The organism is Streptomyces guryensis (genome assembly GCF_021261325.1).
GTDB lineage: Bacteria > Actinomycetota > Actinomycetes > Streptomycetales > Streptomycetaceae > Streptomyces > Streptomyces guryensis.
Genome location: NZ_JAJSBI010000023.1, coordinates 139,321 through 159,331, shown reverse-complemented (window position 1 = coordinate 159,331; position 20,011 = coordinate 139,321). Strand labels below are relative to the sequence as shown.

At 72.1% G+C, this 20,011-nt stretch carries 22 protein-coding genes and 1 riboswitch; of the genes, 13 read left to right on the top strand and 9 right to left on the bottom strand.

The genetic code is table 11. From position 1 onward, the window contains the following. The first annotated feature begins 104 nt into the window (after nucleotides 1-104). The 8 genes from LJ657_RS35300 to LJ657_RS35265 all read left to right on the top strand — a co-directional run bounded on the left by LJ657_RS35300 (nucleotide 105) and on the right by LJ657_RS35265 (nucleotide 8,972). Complete coding sequence (locus LJ657_RS35300) at nucleotides 105-2,882, top strand: helix-turn-helix domain-containing protein (RefSeq protein WP_232652989.1); 2,778 nt, start codon at nucleotides 105-107, stop codon at nucleotides 2,880-2,882. A 1,192-nt stretch (nucleotides 2,883-4,074) separates the two neighbouring features. Next, nucleotides 4,075-5,208: a PQQ-dependent sugar dehydrogenase gene (locus LJ657_RS35295; protein WP_232652988.1), complete on the top strand. Its 1,134-nt coding sequence runs from the start codon at nucleotides 4,075-4,077 to the stop codon at nucleotides 5,206-5,208. A gap of 46 nt (nucleotides 5,209-5,254) precedes the next feature. After that, nucleotides 5,255-5,395, top strand: coding sequence for a pyrroloquinoline quinone precursor peptide PqqA (pqqA, locus tag LJ657_RS35290; protein WP_232652987.1), 141 nt, complete (start codon nucleotides 5,255-5,257; stop codon nucleotides 5,393-5,395). An 8-nt stretch (nucleotides 5,396-5,403) separates the two neighbouring features. Next, nucleotides 5,404-6,303, top strand: a complete 900-nt coding sequence (gene pqqB, locus LJ657_RS35285; RefSeq protein WP_232652986.1) for a pyrroloquinoline quinone biosynthesis protein PqqB — start codon at nucleotides 5,404-5,406, stop codon at nucleotides 6,301-6,303. Continuing rightward, a complete protein-coding gene (gene pqqC / locus LJ657_RS35280) occupies nucleotides 6,300-7,052 on the top strand; it encodes a pyrroloquinoline-quinone synthase PqqC (RefSeq protein WP_232652985.1) in 753 nt (250 codons plus the stop codon). The genes pqqB and pqqC overlap by 4 nt, the downstream gene beginning before the upstream one ends. Continuing rightward, nucleotides 7,049-7,321 (top strand): pyrroloquinoline quinone biosynthesis peptide chaperone PqqD, encoded by a 273-nt coding sequence (gene pqqD / locus LJ657_RS35275; protein WP_232652984.1) that lies wholly within the window; start codon nucleotides 7,049-7,051, stop codon nucleotides 7,319-7,321. The genes pqqC and pqqD overlap by 4 nt, the downstream gene beginning before the upstream one ends. Then, nucleotides 7,318-8,463 (top strand): pyrroloquinoline quinone biosynthesis protein PqqE, encoded by a 1,146-nt coding sequence (gene pqqE, locus LJ657_RS35270; protein WP_232652983.1) that lies wholly within the window; start codon nucleotides 7,318-7,320, stop codon nucleotides 8,461-8,463. Before pqqD ends, pqqE begins: the two co-directional genes overlap by 4 nt. 38 nt (nucleotides 8,464-8,501) lie before the next feature. Further along, the gene (locus LJ657_RS35265) at nucleotides 8,502-8,972 is read left to right on the top strand and encodes an SRPBCC domain-containing protein (RefSeq protein ID WP_232652982.1); all 471 of its coding nucleotides are present in this window, start codon (nucleotides 8,502-8,504) and stop codon (nucleotides 8,970-8,972) included. A 24-nt stretch (nucleotides 8,973-8,996) separates the two neighbouring features. Here LJ657_RS35265 and bioD read toward each other — a convergent pair whose 3' ends face one another. The 3 genes from bioD to bioB are packed head-to-tail and all read right to left on the bottom strand — an operon-like array spanning nucleotide 8,997 to nucleotide 12,182. Then, complete coding sequence (gene bioD / locus LJ657_RS35260) at nucleotides 8,997-9,713, bottom strand: dethiobiotin synthase (RefSeq protein ID WP_232652981.1); 717 nt, start codon at nucleotides 9,711-9,713, stop codon at nucleotides 8,997-8,999. A 2-nt stretch (nucleotides 9,714-9,715) separates the two neighbouring features. Further along, a complete protein-coding gene (locus tag LJ657_RS35255) occupies nucleotides 9,716-10,996 on the bottom strand; it encodes an adenosylmethionine--8-amino-7-oxononanoate transaminase (RefSeq protein ID WP_232652980.1) in 1,281 nt (426 codons plus the stop codon). Next, on the bottom strand, nucleotides 10,989-12,182 hold the full coding sequence (gene bioB, locus LJ657_RS35250; protein ID WP_232652979.1) for a biotin synthase BioB: 1,194 nt from the start codon (nucleotides 12,180-12,182) through the stop codon (nucleotides 10,989-10,991). Before bioB ends, LJ657_RS35255 begins: the two co-directional genes overlap by 8 nt. A gap of 147 nt (nucleotides 12,183-12,329) precedes the next feature. Here bioB and LJ657_RS35245 point away from each other — a divergent pair, with 147 nt between their 5' ends. Further along, complete coding sequence (locus LJ657_RS35245; protein WP_232652978.1) at nucleotides 12,330-13,466, top strand: 8-amino-7-oxononanoate synthase; 1,137 nt, start codon at nucleotides 12,330-12,332, stop codon at nucleotides 13,464-13,466. Between the two features lie 70 nt (nucleotides 13,467-13,536). Here the strand turns inward: LJ657_RS35245 and LJ657_RS35240 are convergent, their stop codons facing one another. Both LJ657_RS35240 and LJ657_RS35235 read right to left on the bottom strand, forming a co-directional pair. Continuing rightward, a complete protein-coding gene (locus LJ657_RS35240; RefSeq protein WP_232652977.1) occupies nucleotides 13,537-13,764 on the bottom strand; it encodes a DUF397 domain-containing protein in 228 nt (75 codons plus the stop codon). A gap of 9 nt (nucleotides 13,765-13,773) precedes the next feature. Beyond that, nucleotides 13,774-14,634: a helix-turn-helix domain-containing protein gene (locus LJ657_RS35235; protein WP_232652976.1), complete on the bottom strand. Its 861-nt coding sequence runs from the start codon at nucleotides 14,632-14,634 to the stop codon at nucleotides 13,774-13,776. 213 nt (nucleotides 14,635-14,847) lie between these two features. On the opposite strand from LJ657_RS35235, the gene LJ657_RS35230 reads away from it, so the two are divergent. Next, entirely contained in the window at nucleotides 14,848-15,306 is a 459-nt protein-coding gene (locus LJ657_RS35230) for an ATP-binding protein (RefSeq protein ID WP_232652975.1), read from the top strand. A gap of 160 nt (nucleotides 15,307-15,466) precedes the next feature. Here the strand turns inward: LJ657_RS35230 and LJ657_RS35225 are convergent, their stop codons facing one another. The 3 genes from LJ657_RS35225 to LJ657_RS35215 all read right to left on the bottom strand — a co-directional run bounded on the left by LJ657_RS35225 (nucleotide 15,467) and on the right by LJ657_RS35215 (nucleotide 17,445). Further along, complete coding sequence (locus tag LJ657_RS35225; RefSeq protein ID WP_232652974.1) at nucleotides 15,467-15,940, bottom strand: C40 family peptidase; 474 nt, start codon at nucleotides 15,938-15,940, stop codon at nucleotides 15,467-15,469. 3 nt (nucleotides 15,941-15,943) lie between these two features. After that, nucleotides 15,944-16,077: riboswitch (cyclic di-AMP (ydaO/yuaA leader) on the bottom strand. A 416-nt stretch (nucleotides 16,078-16,493) separates the two neighbouring features. Beyond that, nucleotides 16,494-16,802 (bottom strand): hypothetical protein, encoded by a 309-nt coding sequence (locus LJ657_RS35220; RefSeq protein ID WP_232652973.1) that lies wholly within the window; start codon nucleotides 16,800-16,802, stop codon nucleotides 16,494-16,496. Between the two features lie 7 nt (nucleotides 16,803-16,809). Next, on the bottom strand, nucleotides 16,810-17,445 hold the full coding sequence (locus LJ657_RS35215) for an ATP-dependent Clp protease proteolytic subunit (RefSeq protein ID WP_232652972.1): 636 nt from the start codon (nucleotides 17,443-17,445) through the stop codon (nucleotides 16,810-16,812). Nucleotides 17,446-17,508: 63 nt separating this feature from the next. On the opposite strand from LJ657_RS35215, the gene LJ657_RS35210 reads away from it, so the two are divergent. Then, on the top strand, nucleotides 17,509-17,796 hold the full coding sequence (locus LJ657_RS35210; protein ID WP_123963640.1) for a type II toxin-antitoxin system Phd/YefM family antitoxin: 288 nt from the start codon (nucleotides 17,509-17,511) through the stop codon (nucleotides 17,794-17,796). Between the two features lie 67 nt (nucleotides 17,797-17,863). On the opposite strand, the gene LJ657_RS35205 is transcribed toward LJ657_RS35210, so the two are convergent. Then, nucleotides 17,864-18,847 carry an ABC transporter permease gene (locus LJ657_RS35205; protein WP_232652971.1) on the bottom strand — a complete coding sequence of 328 codons (984 nt, stop codon included), beginning with the start codon at nucleotides 18,845-18,847 and terminating at the stop codon, nucleotides 17,864-17,866. Between the two features lie 116 nt (nucleotides 18,848-18,963). Between LJ657_RS35205 and LJ657_RS35200 the strand changes: the two genes are divergently transcribed. Both LJ657_RS35200 and LJ657_RS35195 read left to right on the top strand, forming a co-directional pair. Next, a complete protein-coding gene (locus LJ657_RS35200; protein WP_232652970.1) occupies nucleotides 18,964-19,614 on the top strand; it encodes a TetR/AcrR family transcriptional regulator in 651 nt (216 codons plus the stop codon). Between the two features lie 87 nt (nucleotides 19,615-19,701). Then, nucleotides 19,702-20,004: an urease subunit gamma gene (locus LJ657_RS35195; RefSeq protein WP_190897035.1), complete on the top strand. Its 303-nt coding sequence runs from the start codon at nucleotides 19,702-19,704 to the stop codon at nucleotides 20,002-20,004. The last annotated feature ends 7 nt before the right edge of the window (nucleotides 20,005-20,011 follow it).

Below are 20,011 nucleotides of genomic sequence, written 5' to 3'. Positions count from 1 at the left end.
TCGCCAGGAGTGTCAACTCGGGTCTACGCGCGACGCATCGGCGAAATCGCCGGTCTTTACGGTTCAAGTAACCCACCAGTAACGTCAGTTGAGTGGTGACTCCGGTGAACCCCCCGCCTCTCGACCGCACTTCGCCACCGCGGCGCACGGCGTCCGGGCTTCCCGAGGGCGTCCGTGTGCGGGTCCTGTACGCCGTGTACGGCGATCCGCGCGCCGCCGCCGAACTCGTACCGCTGCTGACCGACCGCCAGTCGGCAGGCCTCGACCCGCTGCCGACGGAACCGTCGGAACTCGCCCCCGATCTGCTGCGTTCGCACCGCGCGGAGATACGGGCCCTCCCGGACGGCGCTCGTCTGCTCCTGCTGCTCGCCGCGGCGGACCAGTACCCGGTCGCCACTCATGCCTTCCTGCGCGCCGTCACGGCCGTCCGCCTGGACACCCGCCCGCTGGAAGCCGCCGAGGCGGCCGGGATCGCGCAGGCGGGAGCGGGCGGCGTCGTCTTCCGGGACGCCTGGACGAGGATCGCGGCGTACGAGACGGGCTCCCCGGCGGACCGCCGTGACGTCCACCGGCTGCTGGCACGGGTCCTGCACGGCGCCGGTGAAACACCCCGTCGCTCCTGGCACCGGGGAGCGGGCGCCCTCGGCCCGAGCGCCCGCCTGGCGGCGGAACTGGGCGCCGCGGCGGAGCAGGCCCGCGCCGCGGGCCAACTCACCCTGACCCGCGCCCTGTTGGAGCGTGCCGCCCTTCTCAGCCCCACGCCGTCCGAACAGTCCCGCCTCCGCGCCCGCGCCGCCACGGCCGCCTGGCACGCGGGCGCCCCGGACCACGCCCGCCGACTGGCGGCCACGGCGACACCCGACGACGGGCTGACGGGCCTGTTCGCACTCCGCGCGGGCAACGCTGCGGAGGCCTTCGACGCGCTGCTGACGGCGGTGGTCGAGGGCGGTGACGGGGAGGCCGGCCAAGGGAGCGGGAACGGACTCGCGGACGCCCGTCACGAGTCCCGGGGCGCCGTCTCGGAGGAGGGCGCGCGAGGTGGGCGCGGCGGAGGTGTGCCGGGACGCGGAGAGCGCGGTGGCGCCGGTGCGCCGGGATCGAGAGGGCAGGGCGGTGCGGGTGCGCCGGGATCGGGAGGGCTGGGCGCCGTCTCGGAGGAGGGCGCGCGAGGTGGGCGCGGCGGAGGTGTGCCGGGACGCGGAGAGCGCGGCGGCGCCGGTGCGCCGGGATCGAGAGGGCAGGGCGGTGCGTGGGCGCCGGGCGGCGTGAGTGTCTGGGGCAACCGGCAAGCCTCGGGGACCGCGGCAGTGCCGGGCGGTCCGGAGCGCCGTGAGGGAGCGCCGGGAGCGGGTGGCGACGCGGGGTTGCGCGACGGTGCGGGAGGGCGTGGCGCTGCGGGGATACGCGGCGGTGCGGGAGCCCCCGGTAGTGCTGGAGCGCCTGGCGCGGACATGCCGGGCGCCATGTCCGCGCAGGCCGGCCCACGTGCCGCAGAGGTGGGAGGAACGCCGCGCAGCGCGGGGGCGGTTCGTGGAGCCGTGCCCCCAGCCGCCGCTGCGGACGTCATCTCCGCGCCCGGCCTCCACCTCCTCGCCCGGGCCACCGAAGCCGCGATCTACACCGGTGACCTGCGTCGCTGCCGGGAGGCTGCCGTGGTGGCCGGGCGGCTGGGGGCCGGGATGCCCGGCACGTTGGGCGGGCTCGCCGCCGCCTTCGAGGGACGGTACGAGGATGCGAGGGGGCTGCTGGAGGCGGCGGCCGGCAGGTGTGGGCCGGGAGGCGACCCCACCCTGCTCGTGCACGCCGGTATCGCGGCGCTGATGCTCGGCGACCACACCCGCGCCGCCACCGCCACCGTCCGGGCGGCCGCCTCGGCCCGGGCGCGGGGCGCGACCGCCACCGTGGCACAGGCGCTGGAGTTCCGCGCCTACGCCGACTTCTGGACAGGGCGCCCGCAGGCCGGCGCGGCCACCGCCACGGACGCCCTGCGGCAGGCGTACGCCACCGGGCAGGACAACGGCGCCTGCCATCTGCAGGCCGCCCTGGCGATGTTCGCGGCGGTCACCGGAGACGCCGACGCCTGCCGCGAACGCGCCGCGACCGCACGGTCGTACGCCCTCGCCCGCGGCCTCGGCCTGCCCGCCGCGCTCGCCCAGTGGGCGCTCGCCTTCCTCGACCTCGCCGACGGCCGCTACGCCGGCGCCGCGGCCCGGCTGCGGGCCCTCGCCGGCTTCGGCCCGGGCCACGGCCACCGAGCCATCCGCCACCTGGCCACCCCGCACTACGTCGAGGCCGCCGTCCGCACGGGCGACACCCGCGTCGCCCGGGCCGCCCACGCCGACTACCACCGCTGGGCGAGTGCCGTGCGAAGCACCGACGACCTGGCCCTCAGCGCCCGCTGCCGCGCCCTGCTCGCGCCCGGCGCCGAGGCCGTCGAGCACTACCGCACGGCACTCGACCTGCATGCGCGGGGCGACCGCGACTTCGAACGCGCCCGCACGGAGCTGCTGTTCGGCAGCGCGCTGCGTCGGCTGCGCCGCCGCACAGAGGCCCGCGACCGGCTGTACAGCGCCCTGGAGGCGTTCGAGTACTTCGGCGCCCCGCACTGCGCGACGCAGGCCCGCGTCGAACTCCGCGCGCTGGGCGCGCCCGCCACCCCGGCGCGCGGCCGCAGCGACGATCCCGTCACCCGCCTGACGGCACAGCAGCTCCTGATCGCCCGTATGGCCGCCGACGGAGCCACCAACCGGGAGATCGCCGCCCGCCTCGCGCTCAGCCCCCGCACGATCGACCACCATCTGCGAGGCGTGTTCAGCCGGTTGGGCATCCGCTCACGGATCGAACTGGTACGGCTGCTGGGCGACGACGGGCAGGTGCGATGACGCTACGCCGCGGATCCGTGAGAGGCAGTCGGCCGTCTGCGGCATCGTTGTGGCTGGTCGCGTGCCCGCGGCGGTGCCGCATACCGATACCGCCCCGCGCCCCTGTGGGGCGCCGACGAACCCGCTGCGGACCACACCGGGGCCGCTTGACCGGCGATGCAGCGGATTTCCGGGTGGCCGCACGGGGGCCCGTACGCCCGCCACCGCCGCGTCCGCGGGGGTCAGGCCCGACCGGCAGGGACAGCGCTCCTCGCAGCTGCGGAGCGAGCGTCACCAGGTCGGTGAAGGAGAGGCGCCCGGCGTCGGCGAGCCGCAGACAGTGCCGCCCGCCGCGCAGGTTCTCCGGGGACGCGGCCGAGGAGTCGTCCGTGTTCAGGCCGTCGTGGACCGCCGTGTCCATCTTCACGAACGGCCGGTCGAGGCCGCGCTCGACCACCGGCCCGAACAAGCGGCCGTCCAGGTTGCCCCGGCCCGCACCGGGGCGTCCAGATCCAAGACGACCGCTGCCGCCGCGCGCCCCGCGAGCCCCGAGCCGTATGGATGGCCGGCCGTGACCACGGTTTAGCCCCATGACACGAGTTGCTCGGCGAGGAGGGTGCTGAACGCGCGGTCCTCGGCGTAGCCCGGCGAGTAGAGGAGCCCGGGGCGGAGGCTGCCCCGGGCCGCGGGCCCCGCGGTGTGCGTCGTGGCCGGCGCGAAGGCGGCCGGCGGGCCGCCGTAACGCGCCTTCAGCGCAGCCTCGGAGCCCTCCTGCTGCCACGGCGGCCGCGGCTCCCCCGAGAACCGATCCCTGGTCCGATGCGGGACAGCAACGTGAGCGGACGGCCACCGTGACCTTGTCCGGCGACCGAGTGTCCGGCCGCGCGATGCAGCCGGCGAAGCGGCTCGCCCGGATACGGGAGCGGTGGCCGCGACGGGGACGATGCGGCGTCGGCGGCCAGTGCTCCGGGACCACCGGCCAGCAGGGCACGGCGAGTTGGGCGAAGGGCCGCGACAGTGGCCAGTCCCGCAGCCGCACCCCTCCGAGCCCGCGGCCGCCCAGCCGACAGCTCATCCGAATGGCGGATATGTTGCTAATTGTCATGATTTCAATACAGGCTGCGGCGATCTTCGCGAAATACGCTGCCCTTCGCGAGCGTGTGGACACGCCGCGCCACGACGGTTCACTCGAGGAACGACGAAGGGCCGCGACATGACAGACCCAGGCCGCTCGGTGCGGCGTCCGTCCCGGATCGTTCTGGGTTCACTCGCCGCTGCGGCCGCGCTGCTGGCGGCCGGCCTGCCGCAGTCGGCGCCCGCCGCCGCGGCACCGTCCACCGCCGTCACGGCCGCCGCCGCGGACGGCGGTGCTCCGGCCGACGACGTCAGCACGCTCTCCACGGGATGGCAGACCCCCTGGGAAATCAAGTTCATGCCCGACGGAGGCTCGGCGCTGGTGACCGAGCGGCTCACCTACCAGGTCTACCGCCTCGACCGGGACGGCACCAAGAGGCTGGTCGGCGAGGTGCCGAACACCGTCCCCGAACCCTATGACGACGGCCCCGGCGGCCTGTTGGGCGTCGCTCCGTCACCGACCTGGAACGGCACGACCGACAAGCAGGTGTTCTTCGTGCACACCACGAGGACCCGCACCCAGGTCGTCAGAATGGACTACGACGGCAGTTCGCTCTCGAACTACAAGGTGGTGCTCGGCGGAATCAAGCGGGTCGGCAATCACAACGGCGGCCAGATCGCCTTCGGCCCCGACGGCTACCTCTACGTCACCACCGGCGACGCCTACCAGCCGAAGCTCGCGCAGGACAAGAAGTCGCTCAACGGAAAGATCCTCCGCATCACCAGGACCGGCGCCGCCGCCCCCGGCAACCCGTTCGGCACCCGCGTCTACAGCTATGGCCACCGCAATCCGGAGGGCCTGGCCTGGGACCGCAACGGCCGTCTGTGGGAGACGGAGGTCGGCGATCAGACCTGGGACGAGATCAACCTGATCAAACCGGGTGCCAACTACGGCTTTCCCGCCTGCGAGGGCGGCTGCGACGTCAAGGGCATGACCACCCCCAGGGTCGTGTTCCACCCGGAGTGGGGCGTGCCCGCCCAGCTCGTCGTCGTGGACAACGTCATCTACGTGACATCGCTGCGCGGCAAGCGGCTGTGGCGCATCCCGATCGACGGGAACAGCGAGTTCACCGGCACGCCCGTCGACTTCTACCCCGGCCGGTTCGGCCGCCTGCGCGCCATCGCCAAGGTGCCCGGCGCGGACGAACTGTGGGTGGGCACCAGTGACCTCGGATACGGCAAGGACAAGATCCTCCGCGTCTCCCTCAAATGACCCTCCCTGCACACCCGGACATCCCACCAGAGAGGACGTACCACCCATGAACGAAGCCACGGAACAGCTCAAGCCGGTCGAGCAGACCGCCTCGAAGGAGACGGACAGGGCCACCTGGCAGGCGCCCGCCTACGAGGTCGTCGACACCGCGCTCGAGGTCACCGCCTACTCCCTCAGCTCCCGCTAGCCGACGCCATGCTGCTGCTGGTACTCGGCACTGCCGCCGGCGGCGGCATCCCCCAGTGGAACTGCGCGTGCTCCGGATGCTCCGGGGCACGCACCCACCCGGGCCGACGCCGCCGTCACGCCTCCCTCGCCGTACGGACCGACGACGGCCGCTGGTACATCGTCAACGCGACACCCGACATCGGCGACCAGATCGAATCCCGGCCCGAACTCCACCCGGGGCCCGGCCCCCGCCGGACGCCGGTCGCCGGACTGGTCCTCACCGACGCCGAACTCGACCACACCCTGGGCATCGCACGGCTGCGCGAGGCCGACGGCCTCCAGGTGATCACCACGGCCCCGGTCCGGCAGGCGCTCCTGGACCGTCTGCACCTCGGCGACGTGCTGGCGCCGTACACCTCCCTCACCTGGCGGCAACTGCCGCCGCGCGGCGCGGAACCGCTGGACCGAGACGCCTCGGGCCTGCGGATCAGCGGCATCCCGGTGTCCGGCAAGCGCCCGCGGTACGCCGCCGACGCCCCGGACGACGACGCATGGGTGGTGGCGCTGCGCCTGTACGACCCGGCCTCCGGCGCCACCGCGCTCTACGCGCCCGCCCTGGCCGCCTGGCCGGACCGCTTCCAGGAGGCCGCCGCCGAGGCCCACTGCGTCATCGTGGACGGCACGTTCTGGGACGACGAGGAGCCCCGCCGCGCGGGCATCTCCGAACGCACCGCCACCGGCATGGGCCACCTGCCCATCGAGGGACCGGAGGGCACCGCCGAACGCCTTGCCCGCCTCTCCGCCCGCTGCCTCTACACCCACCTCAACAACACCAACCCCCTCGTCGACCCGGCCGCGCACCAGCACAAGCGGCTCGCACGGCTGGGCCTCGAGGTGGCGTACGACGGGATGGTGATCGACCTATGAGCACGACAGCACTGAATTCGACCGCCCTGAACAGGGCACCCGACCCGCTCGCGGAGCCCTGGCGCCCCGCCGAGTTCGAGGCACGACTGCGCGCGGTGGGGGAGGAGCGGTACCACGACAGCCACCCCTTCAACCTCCGTATGCACAGCGGCGATCTCAGCCAGGACGAGCTGCGCCGCTGGATCGTCAACCGGTTCCACTACCAGCGCCACATCCCCGTCAAGGACGCCCTGATCACGGCCAAGCTGGACACCCCGGTGCTGCGCCGGATGTGGCTGCGCCGCATCCAGGACCACGACGGGCTGCAGGACCGCGAGGGCGGCATCGAGCGGTGGCTGCGGCTGGGTGAGGCGGCCGGCGTGCACCGTGAGACGCTGCTCTCCGGTGACAGCGTGCTGCCGGGCGTACGCCTCGCGGTGGACGGATACGTCAACTTCTGCCGGCTGCGCACTCCCCTCGAAGCCGTCGCCGCGTCGCTGACCGAACTGTCCGCCCCGGATCTGATGCGCACGCGCATCGAGGCCTTCCAGCGCCACTACCGGTGGATCGAACCCCAGGGCCTCGCCTACTTCCGCACCCGGGTCTCCCAGGGCCGCCGCGACAGCCGCGAGGCACTGGACCTGGTGCTCGACTGGGCCCGCAGCCGGGACGACCAGGAACGGGCCGTGGCCGCACTGCGCTTCAAGTGCGATGTCCTGTGGTCGCTGCTCGACGCCGTGGACCAGGCGGGCCGCCGGGAGCAGGAGTGACGGCGACGTCGGTGACCGACTGGCGGCCCGTGCCGGCCCCCGCCGTCCTCCTGCGCCACGACCACACCCGGGACAGGGACCTGCTGCTCCTTCCCGAACGTGTCGTCGTTCTGCAGGGCGGGGCCGGCACGGTCGTCGGCCTGTGCGACGGCGTCCGCAGTGTGCGCGACATCGTCGACGAACTGGCCGAACGCTTCCCCGGCGCCCCCGTGGCCGCCGACGTGCCTCCCTTCCTCGAACGGCTGCGGCACAAGGGCTGGCTGCGATGACCCTCACCGATCCGGCCGCCCCCGCCGCTCCGGCTCCCGCTCCGGCCCGCCCCTGGGCGCTGCTGGCCGAACTCACCCACGCCTGCCCGCTGCACTGCGGGTACTGCTCCAACCCGCTGGAGCTGACGCGGCGTTCACACGAGCTGACCGCGGAGCAGTGGACGGACGTGATGGGCCAGGCGGGAGAGTTCGGTGTGGTGCACACCCATCTGTCCGGCGGTGAGCCGCTGCTGCGCCGGGATCTGGAGCGGATCGTCGCCGCGGCCGAGGCCGCCGGGGTCTACACCCAGCTGGTCACCAGCGGGGTGGGCCTGGACGGGAAGCGGCTGTCCGCGCTCACCGCCGCCGGCCTGCGCAGCGTCCAGCTGTCCGTCCAGCACGCCGACCCGCGCGCCTCCGACCGGATCGCCGGACGCCGCTCCTTCGGCGAGAAGGAACGGGCCGCCGCGCTCGTACGGGCCGCAGGCCTTCCCCTGGGCCTCAACGTCGTCCTGCACCACGAGAACCTCGACGCCGTCGACGCAGTCGTCGAACTCGGCCTGTCCTGGAGCGTGGACCGCATCGAACTCGCCAACGCGCAGTTCTACGGCTGGGGTCTGCTCAACCGCGCCGCGCTGCTCGCCACCCGCGACCAGCTCGCCCGCGCACGGGACGCCGTCGAGCGGTGGCGGGAGCGGCTCACGCCGGACGGCCCCGAGCTGGTGTGGGTCGTCCCCGACTACTTCGACGGGGTGGCCAAGCCGTGCATGGGCGGCTGGGGCGCGATCTCGCTCACCGTCGCCCCGGACGGCACCGTCCTGCCCTGCCCGGCCGCGGCCTCCCTGCCGGATCTGGACCCGCCGAACATCCGCGACCGTTCGCTGGCCTGGATCTGGGACCACTCCCCGGCGTTCAGCCGCTACCGCGGCACCGACTGGATGGCCGACCCCTGCCGCACCTGTTCCCGCCGCGAGGAGGACCACGGCGGCTGCCGCTGCCAGGCCTACGCCCTCACGGGCGACGCAGCCCGCACGGACCCCGCATGCCGGCTCTCCCCCGACCACGGACTCGTCCGGGCCCTGGCCGAGGACAGCGCCGACGAGAGACCGGCCGTCAGACAGCGGGCACCGGGCCGGCCGGAGAAGGCACGGCGGCTACCCTGACCGCGGCGTGAGACCTTGCCGAGGGCTACGTTGGCTTCATGTACTCGTCGCAGGTCTCACGGCACATGCAGGCCGCGCCCCGGGCGGTCTACCGGGCACTGCTGGACGCCGACGCGATCGCCGCATGGCGTGTGCCGGACGGTATGAGCAGCCATGTGCATGAATTCGATACGCGCGAAGGCGGGCGGTTCCGCGTCTCGCTCACCTACGACGCGCCGGCCGGCACCGGCAAGTCGGCCGTGCACACCGACACCTACCACGGCCACTTCGCGAAGCTCGTGCCGGACGAGCAGGTCGTCGAGGTGCTCGAGTTCGAGACCGAGGACCCAGCGCTGCGCGGCACGATGACGATGACCACCACGCTCACCGCCGCGGACGGCGGCACCGACGTCCTCGTCGTGCACGAGGGGATCCCCGACGCCGTGCCTGCCGCCGACAACGAGACGGGCACGCGCATGGCGCTGGCCAACCTCGCCCGGCTCGTCGAGGCGAACGAGCACTCCGGCTGAACCATCCGGCCTGCGCCGTCGCGTCTACGGCGCCTCCCGCCCCCGGAACGCCTCCGCGTCCCACGTCCCGTCCAGCCGCGGCGCCAGCCAACTCGATGCCGCCGTACGGAAGTCGGCGGGGGCCAGTGAGCCCGCTCCGGCGGGCAGGGCGCCCAGCAGAGGTGCGTCGGCCACCTGCGGCAGGTCCGCCACGTTGCAACGGGAGGCGAGGTCGGGGGTGTCGGGCCAGCTGCCGATCACGATTCCGGCCAGGTCGAGCCGCCGGGAACGGAGTTCACGTGCCGTCAGTTCCGTCGTGTTCAGCGTGCCCAGGCCCGCCGACGCCACCACCAGCACCGGCGCCTTCAGCGCCTCCGCCGCGTCCGCCAGCGTCCCGCCCGCCGGGTCGAACCGGACGAGCAGTCCGCCCGCGCCCTCCACCAGCACCAGGTCGTGCTCGGCGGCCAGCTTGGCGGCGGCCTCGGCGACGTCCTGCGGACGCACCGGGGCCATGCCCGCCCGTCGCGCGGCCGTCTCCGGTGCCAGCGGCTCGGGAAAGCGGGCGATTTCGGCCGTGGTCACGGCGCCCGCGAGCCGGGCGACCTCGGCGGCGTCCCCGGGCTCGTCCGGCCGTACGCCCGTCTGCGCGGCCTTCAGCACGGCCACCGACCGGCCGGCCGCGAGGGCACAGGCGGCGACCGCGGCGGTCGTGACCGTCTTGCCGACCTCCGTGCCGGTGCCGGTGATCACCAGGACCGTCATGCTCATCCCTCCCGCGCCGCCGCGCACACCGCGCGCGCGATCCGTGCCACGTCGGCGTCCCCGGTGACGTACGGCGGCATCGTGTAGATCAGGTCGCGGAACGGCCGCAGCCACACGCCCTCGCGCACGGCTGCCTCCGTGGCGGCCTTCATGTCGACGGCGTGGTCCAGCTGGACGACGCCGATGGCGCCGAGGACGCGTACATCCTGCACGCCCGGGACCTCGCGAGCGGGTGCCAGCCCCTCCCGCAGTCCCGTCTCGATCCGCTTGACCTCGCCGAGCCAGTCCTGGCCGAGCAGCAGCTCGATCGAGGCGCAGGCGACGGCCGCGGCGAGGGGGTTGCCCATGAACGTCGGGCCGTGGGCCAGGACCGGCACCTCGCCCTGCGAGATGCCGTCGGCCACACGGGACGTGCACAGCGTCGCCGCCATCGTCATGTAGCCGCCGGTCAGCGCCTTGCCCACGCACATGACGTCGGGCGTCACGGCCGCGTGGTCGGCCGCGAAAAGGGCGCCCGTACGGCCGAACCCGGTCGCGATCTCGTCGAACACCAGCAGGACGTCATGCGCGTCGCACGCCTCGCGCAGCACCCGCAGATACGCGGGGGAGTGGAAGCGCATCCCGCCCGCGCCCTGCACCACCGGCTCGACGATCACCGCGGCCAGTTCGTGGGCGTGCCGCTCGATCGCCGAGCGCAGCTGCTCCGCGTACGACTCCTCGTACTCGGCCGGGGGCGCGTCCACGAACACCTGGCGCGGCAGTACCCCGCTCCACAGTTCGTGCATCCCGCCCTCGGGGTCGCACACCGACATGGGCTGCCAGGTGTCGCCGTGATAGCCGCCGCGCCAGGTCAGCAGCCGCTGTTTGCCGCTCCGGCCCAGCGAACGCCAGTACTGCAGGCACATCTTGGCCGCGACCTCGACCGACACCGAACCGGAGTCGGCGAGGAAGACATGCTCCAGACCGTCCGGCGACATGTCGACAAGATGCTTCGCCAGCCGGACGGCGGGCTCGTGGGTGAGCCCGCCGAACATCACATGGCTCATCCGGCCGAGCTGGTCACGGGCGGCCTCGTTGAGCACCGGGTGGTTGTAGCCGTGGATGGCCGACCACCAGGACGACATGCCGTCGACCAGCTCCCCCGAGCCGTCCGCCGGCCGCAGCCGCACCCCGCTCGCCGACTCCACGACGAGCGGTTCGACACGGCCGGGCATCGGCCCGTACGGATGCCACACATGCCGCCGGTCGAGCTCCAGCAGCTCGGACACGGGCAGATCAGGCATTGGGTGCGAGATCCGTACCCACGCCGCGGTGGCGCATGGCGACCAGATCGGTGCGGGGCTCGGCCGACGGCGCCGAGGCAGCCGTACCGCAGACACCGCCGTCCTCGTGCGACCCGCAGCCGCCGTCCTGGTGGGACCCGCAGCCGGCCCCGGCGTGCGAACCACAGCCGCCGCCCGACGTGGCCCGGTGCTCCGGCAGGGTCACCTCGCCCGCGCCCTCCACCTCGAACCCGGCGTCCGCGATCATCTCCAGGTCGGCCTTGCCGGCCTGGCCCTCGCTGGTGAGGTAGTCGCCGAGGAAGATCGAGTTGGCCAGGTTCAGCGCCAGGGGCTGCATCGTGCGCAGGTGGACCTCACGGCCGCCCGCGATACGCACCTCGACGTCCGGGCACACGAACCGCACCATCGCCAGGATCCGCAGGCAGCGCTGCGGGGTGAGGTGCCACTCCTTGGCGAGCGGAGTGCCCTCCATCGGGATCAGGAAGTTCACCGGCACCGAGTCCGGGTCCAGCTCGCGCAGCGAGAAGACCACGTCCACCAGGTCCTCGTCGCTCTCGCCCATGCCCGCGATCAGACCGGAGCAGGCGGACAGACCGGCCGCGTGCGCCTTGGTCACGGTGTCCACCCGGTCGGCGTACGTGTGCGTGGTCGTGATGTCCCCGTACGTCGCCTCGGACGTGTTCAGGTTGTGGTTGTAGGCGTCCGCGCCCGCCTCACGCAGCCGCTCCGCCTGGCCGTCGGAGAGCAGACCGAGGCAGGCGCACACCTCGACGCCCTCGTTCTGATCCTTGATCGCCTTGATGGTGCCGGCGACCCGGTCCACGTCCCGGTCGGTCGGCCCGCGCCCGGACGCCACCAGGCACACCCGCTTGGCGCCTCCCGCCAGTCCGGCCGCCGCGGCCTGCGAGGCCTCGTCCGGCTTGATCCAGGTGTACTTCAGGATGTCGGCCTTGGAACCGAGCCGCTGGGAGCAGTACGAGCAGTCCTCGGGACACAGTCCGGACTTCAAGTTGACGAGGTAGTTGAGTTTCACCCGTCGGCCGAACCAGTGCCGGCGCACCTTTCCGGCCGCGGCCACCACATCGAGCACGTCGTCGTCGGAAGTGGCGAGGACGGCCAGAGCTTCTTCACGGGTCGGCAGCTCGCGCCGAAGCCCCTTGTCCACCAGCGTGTTCAGCAGGTCCATGAGAGCCGATCCTGTCTTACGGAAGCGCTCCCGGCCAAGGAGAGAATGAACAACAGCGGCACTTCGTCGTGTGTGTATTGCCACACCATGGGGTGCGGCCCGTCCGGCTAGTGTCTGTCCACTGCCTACAAAAGCCCCGGAGGAGCAATGGCGTTCGGCTGGATGGACGAACAGGCGGAGCTGCGCCGCCGCGCCGGACTCGTACGGACCCTGCGCCCGCGCCCGGCCGACTCCCCGCTGCTGGACCTCGCGAGCAACGACTACCTGGGCCTGACCCACCACCCCGAGATCGCCGAGGGCGCGGCCGAGGCCGCGCGGACCTGGGGCGGCGGCTCGACCGGTTCGCGGCTGGTCACCGGTACGACGGAACTCCACACCGAGCTGGAGCGCGAGCTGGCCGGCTTCTGCGGCTTCGAGGCGGCACTCGTCTTCTCCTCCGGCTACGCGGCCAACCTCGCGGCGGTCACCGCGCTGGCCCCGCACGGCTCGCTGATCGTCTCCGACGCGGGCAACCACGCCTCCCTCATCGACGGCTGCCGGCTGGCCCGGGGGACCACACAGGTCGTCGGGCACGCCGACCCGGAGGCGGTGCGCAAGGCGCTGCAGACACACGAGGACAGCGCGGCCACGGCGGTCGTTGTCTCCGACACGGTGTTCTCTGTCGACGGGGACGCCGCCCCGCTGGCAGAACTGGCCGCCGCCTGCCGGGAGCGCGGCGCCGGACTGCTGGTCGACGACGCCCACGGCCTCGGCGTCCTCGGCGAAGGGGGCCGCGGCGCCGCGCACGCGGCGGGCCTCGCGGGCGCCGACGACGTCGTCGTGACGGCCACGCTGTCCAAGTCGCTCGGCAGCCAGGGCGGGGTCGTCCTCGGCCCGGCCCGGGTCATCGAGCACCTCGTCAACGCGGCCCGCACCTTCATCTTCGACACGGGACTCGCCCCGGCCGCGGCGGGGGCGGCTCTCGCGGCGCTGCGGCTGCTGCGCCGCGAGCCGGAGCGGGCGGCACGCGCGCGTGCGGTCGCCGCCGAGCTGCACGCACGCCTGACCGCCGCGGGTCACGAAGCGGTACGTCCGGACGCCGCGGTCGTCTCCGTGCGCGCTCCGTCCCCGGAGGGGGCCGTGCAATGGGCGGCCGACTGCCGTACGGCGGGCCTCGCCGTGGGCTGCTTCCGTCCTCCTTCCGTGCCCGACGGCATCTCACGGCTGAGGCTGACCGCCCGCGCGGACCTCTCCGAGGCACAGATCGAACGCGCTGTACGTGTGATCGGCGAGACGCGACCATGAGTCGGCGTGACACGGCCGTGTGCCGCACGATGCGGAACTGATCAGGACTGATCAGGGTCGATCGAACTGATCAGGACCTGAATGCGGCCGTGAAGTCCGTCCAGCTCTCGGGGGAGAGGAGCAGGGCGGGCCCGGACGGGTCCTTGGAGTCGCGCACGGCGAGCAGCCCGGCCCAGGGGCCGGAGCACGGCCGTGCCGTCTCGACACAGTTGTTCGCACCCGTGCTGTAGCTGCTGCGCAGCCACCGCACGTCGTGCAGATCGGTACTGGAAGGTACGTTCCGAGGCAGTGCGGACATGGTGCCTCCTTACGCGCCGTCACCTATCCCGGCGATGTAATCCAACGAGTCCTCGGGCGAAAGGGCGTGGATCTGAAGGGCGTTGAAGGCCTCGGTGTAGGCCCGGAGGTCTTCTTTCCGTTCGAGGTAGAGGCTACTCGTCAAGTGGTCGAGAACAACCACGTCCAGATCAGAAGTGCTCGAAAATGAGAAGATTACGAAAGGCCCGGTGACGCCGACATGCGCCCCGGCCGCGAACGGCAGTACCTGAAGCCGCACTTGAGGCAGACGCGCCGCTTCGAGGAGCCGATCGAGCTGCTGCTCCATGACGCCGGGTCCGCCGATCTCCCGGCGCAGCACCGCCTCGTCCAGCACCGCGCTCAGCTCCAGCGGCGGATCCGCACGCAGCACGTCCTGCCTGGCCAGCCGTACTTCGACCAGGGCGTCCAGCCGCTCGTCGTCCAGTCCGCCGACCGCTGCCCGGGTCACCGCACGCGCGTATGCGGGCGTCTGCAGAAGGCCGGGCACGACGGATGTCTCCAGCGTGCTCATCGCGCTCGCCTGGGACTCCAGACTGATGAAATCGCGGTAGGTCGGCGGCAGTACCCCGCGATAGGCGTGCCACCAGTGGTGCCGGCCGCCTCCCTCGTCGGAACCGGCCAACACCAGCAGCAACTCACGGAGTTGGGCGTCGGCCACGGCGTAGGCGTCCAGGAGTAACCGCACATCGGCCGGTTTCACCCCGCTGGCGCCCGTCTCGATCCGGCTCACCTTCGACTGGTGCCAGCCCACGAGCCGGGCCGCCTCACCACTGGTGAGCCCCGCGCTCGTGCGCAACGCACGCAGTTCGGCGCCCAGCTTCCGACGGCGCACCGCGGGACCGTGTTGCATGCGCTTCTCCTTACTCCTTCCGGGCCACCCAAATACGGTCTCCCGTCGCAGAGTTCACCGCTTTGAGCGACAGATATATGCACATCTTGGTGGATCGCCACCCGTGACGGGCGCGGTAATGGCAGTCTGGCGACGAAGCACCAGTCCGGGACCGTACTCGAACCATCCGCTTCGTGTCGGACTCCGGTCCCGTGGGAAAGGGACGACCGCGCCATGGCAGACCATCTGGAAGCATCCGTCACTCTGCCGAGCGATCCCGCCTCGGTCTCCGCGGCCCGCGGCTTCGTGGTCAGCACGCTGGCCGAGTGGGGGCTGCCGGCGGACACGGAAGCCGCCGAGACCGTCCGCCTCATCGTCTCCGAACTCGCCACCAACGCCGTACAGCACACCTTCGGTCAGTCACCCACCTTCACGGTGGACATCGACCTCCACCGTGACGAACGGCTCCGCATCGGCGTCACGGACAGCCACCCCCGCTTCCCCAAACGCCTGCCGGCGGCGGTCCAGCAGGACAACGGCCGCGGCATGGTGATCATCCGGTGGCTGGCCGCCGAATGCGGCGGCCGACTTCATGTCCGCCCCACCCGCGAGGGCGGCAAGACGGTCACGATCGAACTTCCGTGGACGGTGCGGGGGCAGCCGGTGACGGCTGCGGGGCAGCAGGAGCCGTAAGTCGCTCAACAATGCCCGGAGTGCGAGGTGCCGTCGGTCGTCTGTGGAGTCGTCGTGGCCGGTCGCGCAGTTCCCCGCGCCCCTTCAGGGGGGCTCTGATGGCCGTGTAAGGCCCCGCGGGGGCGGCGGCGTGTCAGGTGCCGGCGCCCCCGCGGGAGAGTCAGCTGACCCGGCCGTACCAGACGCTGGAGGTCCAGATCTTCTGCAGCTTCACGACGTCCCCGGTCTTCGGGGCGTGCCAGATCTTGCCCTTCCCGGCGTAGATGCCGACGTGGTAGACGTTGGAGCCCGAGTGGAAGAACACCAGGTCTCCGGCCTCCCGGTTCTTCGCGGAGATGTGCCGGGTCTTGTTGTACTGCTGGGCCGCCGTACGGGGCAGCGTCTTGCCCGCCTTCTTGAACGAGTACAGCGTGAGCCCTGAGCAGTCGAACCGGCGCGGTCCCGAGGCGCCCCACTTGTACGGGGAACCCTTTTTGGAAGCCGCGATCTGGAGCGCCTTCGTCGCCGACGTGGCGGCCGCGGCGTCGGAGGCGACACCCGGGACCACGATGGAGCCGCCCACTGCGGCGATGGTGAGAGCCGAGGCCGTACCGGCCCGGACCATCAGCGACGGGACACGATTGAGCGCAGTCATGCGCAACCCTTCGTCAGCCGCCTGTGAAGGATGACCTGTCGGATTCGGGCTGGCGAAGTTGCCCGGCCGCTGCTGCGGCTTCACCCCAAGGGCTGCTCGGCCCGGTCATGGCGTGACCGTTCCGGCGACCCGTCTTGCTCGGGTCCTCCACTCCTGCCGATCCACTCCTGTCGACCGGTCATCCGGGCGGCGGCAGGACTCGGCGTCCGCCCGGATCGCCCCGCCGCTGCGGCGGGGGCTTGTCGTCAGACAGGGATCTTCGCCCACACAAGTCCGAAAATCCCAATGGAACCGGGGGTTTGTGTCGTTACTCACCACTCACCCGTTCGGGTGGACACCCCTGTGTTCGAGGGAGTGTTGAGGCCCCCGAGGAGCCTCGGACCAGCGGTGGAGCGCTTCATTCCGCCATTGGGGCAGGCGCGTTGCGCAACCCTGACGGTCGCGAAAAAGGAGCCGCGGCTACGCCAAAAGGGGGTACGCCATTTGGTCCGTTTGAACTCCGGCCCGGACGCTCCGCCGACGGGGCGGGAGGCCCGGACCGGCCGCAGGTGCGTCAACTGTTGGACTGCGGCGGCATCGTGACCCGGGCGGTGCGCCGCTCCCCGTCCAGCACCCGCAGGGCGCGCCCCAGCGTCGGGGCGTGCAGTTCGGTCTCGCCCCGCTGGTGCATCAGCGCCAGGGCGTCCCGCAGCTGTGCCGCCTTGCTCACCAGTGCCTGCGCGGCCCGCAGCCCGCGATACGTGTCGCCGTGCTGCGCCGGGTTGATGCGGCCGAGCAGGTCGACCACGTCGAGGTAACGGTCGATCAACTCGCCCTCGGCGCGCGTGAGGGCGGGCAGCGGCGGAAGTTCGGGTGGCAGCACCGGCCGCTCACCGCCCGGTGGGCGGGGTGAGAGTGGACTTGCGGCTGGGGATGATCCGGTCCACCAGTCCGTACTCCACGGCTTCTTGGGCGTCCAGGATCTTGTCCCGCTCGATGTCGGCGCTCACTTGCTCGGGGCTGCGTCCCGTGTGCCGGACGAGCATCTCCTCCAGCCGGGCCCGCAGCCGGCCCAACTCCGCCGCCTGGATGGCCAGATCGCTGGCCTGTCCCTCGACGGGCTCGGCCAGGAGCGGCTGATGGATCACCACGCGCGCGCCCGGCAGCGCGAACCGCTTGCCCGGCGTGCCCGCCCCCAGCAGCACCGCGGCGGACGAGCCGGCCTGCCCCAGGCAGATCGTCTCCACGTCGCAGCCGACGTACTGCATCGTGTCGTAGATCGCCGACATGGCGGTGAACGAGCCGCCCGGGGAGTTGATGTAGAGCGAGATGTCCCGGTCCGGGGCCTGGTACTCGAGGTGCATGAACTGCGCCATCACATCGTTCGCCGAGGTGTCGTCGATCGGTGTCCCGAGGAAGACGATCCGTTCCTCCAGCAGCTTGGAGTACGGATCCATCGTCCTGGTGCCGGAGCTCGTGCGTTCGGTGAACTCGGGCAGGACGTAACGGGCGGACGGTCGGGTCATCGGTACCCCTCCTTCTGCGTCTGTAAAAAATGTACAGGACGTACATGACGTTATGATGGGGGTATGGCCTACGAGATTCCGGTGACGCAAGCCAGGGCTGAGCTCGCCGACCTGATCAACCGGGTGGTGTACGGCGGTGAGCGCGTCGTCGTGACACGGCACGGAAAGCCCCTCGTCGCCCTGGTCTCCGCCGCTGACCTGGAACGACTGGAGGAGCTCCAGGAGCTGCCGGAGCCTGCCGAGGAGCAGGTGATCAGCTCGGTCTCCACCGTCCGCGAGGTGGCGTCCGCTCCCCGCGAACAGCAGCGTTTCGGCATCGCGGCGCATCATCGGGGCACCGGCGCGTCGTAGGGAAGACGAAGACCGTGCATCCCCGTCCGCTACAGGGGGGTGCACGGTCGCTTCGGTGTGACGGCGGTCAGCCGACGGGGGCGAGGTCCCGTTCGGGGACGGGCTCGGTGGCCTTCCCGCGTGCCTTCAGCACGCGGCCGAGCAGTACCGCGCCAAGGCCCAGCAGGGCCCACCAGGAGAGCGTCAACGCGGGGCCGGTCGCCGCCGCGCCGTCGAAGAACGACACCGAGCGCAGCAGGGTCGTACTCGCCCCCGGCGGCAGCCACTGGCCGATCGTGCCGACAGGCTCGGGCAGCATCTGCGGGGCCGAGGGCGCACCCGAGAAGGGGTTGCCGAAGAGCATCACGGTGCCCGCGGCGATGCCGAGCCCGGCCCGGCCGAACAGGGCGGCGAGTCCGGCGACGGCGGCGCTCACGGCCAGTGTCGCGAGGCCCAGAACGCCGGCCTCCGCCCACCAGTTGCCCGCGAGCACCCCGAGCCAGCTGTGCGCGATGCCGGCCGCGGCCGCGCCGACCGGCGCGGCGGCTCCGATGAGCGCGGCCACGGCACGCGCGCCGCGCAGTCCGGTCATGGTCACCAGCGAGCCCGCCGCGATCCCGGCCAGGGCCAGCGGCAGCACACTGGCGTTCAGGGCTGCGCCGCGAGGGTCGGTCGCCGGGGCGGCCACGACGTCGACCGTACGGATCTGCGCGCCATGGGCGGCTGCCTGCCGCGCGACCGCCTGCTGGAGCAACTGTGCGACCGTCGGGCTCGCGGCCGACGCGGTCAGCAGTTCGGGGCCCTGGGGCGTCACGACGACCGCGCCGTATACGGCCCGGTCCTTGATCGCGTTCCGGCCGGCGGCTTCGTCGGCATAGCGGTGGATCTCGAACGCGCCCCTCTTCTGCTCCAGCTGCTTCTCCACCTGAGCCGCCGCGGCCGGGGGGCCGGCCACGCCGAGCGGCAGGTCGCGGGGCGCGGTGCGGGCGGCGGGCCAGGCGAAGGCCCACAGCGCCAGGGCGGCGAGGAGGGGGGCGAGGACGGCGACTGCGACCAGGCGGCGGGTGGGCATGGGAACTCCCTGACGGGTGCGATCAAAAAGAAGGATCGTTCGTTTTAGTTGTACGGCCACCGTCCTGCGACACGGCCTTCTTGTCAAGAAAGAACGTTCGTTTTACTGTGGGAACCATGGCCCGCGTATCCCAGGAACACCTCGACGCCCGCCGCCGGCAGATCCTCGACGGCGCCGCACTGTGCTTCGCACGCAATGGCTTCCACGCCACGTCCATGCAGGACGTGCTGAAGGAGGTCGACCTCTCCGCGGGCGCCGTCTACCGCTACTTCAGCGGCAAGGAGGAGCTGATCGCCGCGATCGTCGCGGAGGTGCTCGGTCAGGTCCACGACGGCTTCGAGGAGGAGGCCCGCAACAGCCCGCCCCCGCCCCCGGACATCCTCGTGGCGTCGGTGCTGGGCCGCGTCCTCGCCACCAAGGAGTCGCTGACCGTGGACGGGCGGCCCGCGTTCCCGCGGCTGGTCGTCCAGGTATGGACCGAGACACTCCGCAACGACGAGCTCGCGGGCCTTCTGCGTGAGGGCTACGGCGCCGTGCAGGCGACCTGGACGCGGATCGTGGAGGCGTACCAGGAAACCGGGATGATGAGGCCGGACGTGTCACCGGACCGCGTGGCCCGCACGATGATGGCCGCCGCGATGGGCTTCCTCGCTCAGCAGGCCCTGTTCGGACCTGCGTCGGCCGAGGTCCTGGGGGACGGTCTGCGCGCCTTGATGAGCGTGCAGGATCACAGCTCGGTTAACTTGCTTGAAACTCGGTCCAACTAGCCTGCCGATCCACGCCACCAGGGACTTTGCCCCGTGGCCGCGGCAACCGGACCCCGCACGGTCCGGGTGAGGACTGTGAGGTGGGACGTGCAACTGACCCCGCACGAGCAAGAGAGGCTGCTCATCCACGTGGCGGCCGACGTCGCCGAGAAGCGCCGGGCCCGCGGGCTCAAGCTCAACCACCCCGAGGCGGTCGCCCTCATCACGTCGCACATCCTCGAAGGCGCCCGTGACGGCCGTACGGTCGCCGAGCTGATGGCCTCCGGGCGCAAGATCCTTACCCGGGACGACGTCATGGAGGGCATCCCCGAGATGATCCACGACGTCCAGGTCGAGGCCACCTTCCCGGACGGCACCAAGCTCGTCACCGTCCACGACCCGATCGTCTGAGGAGGCC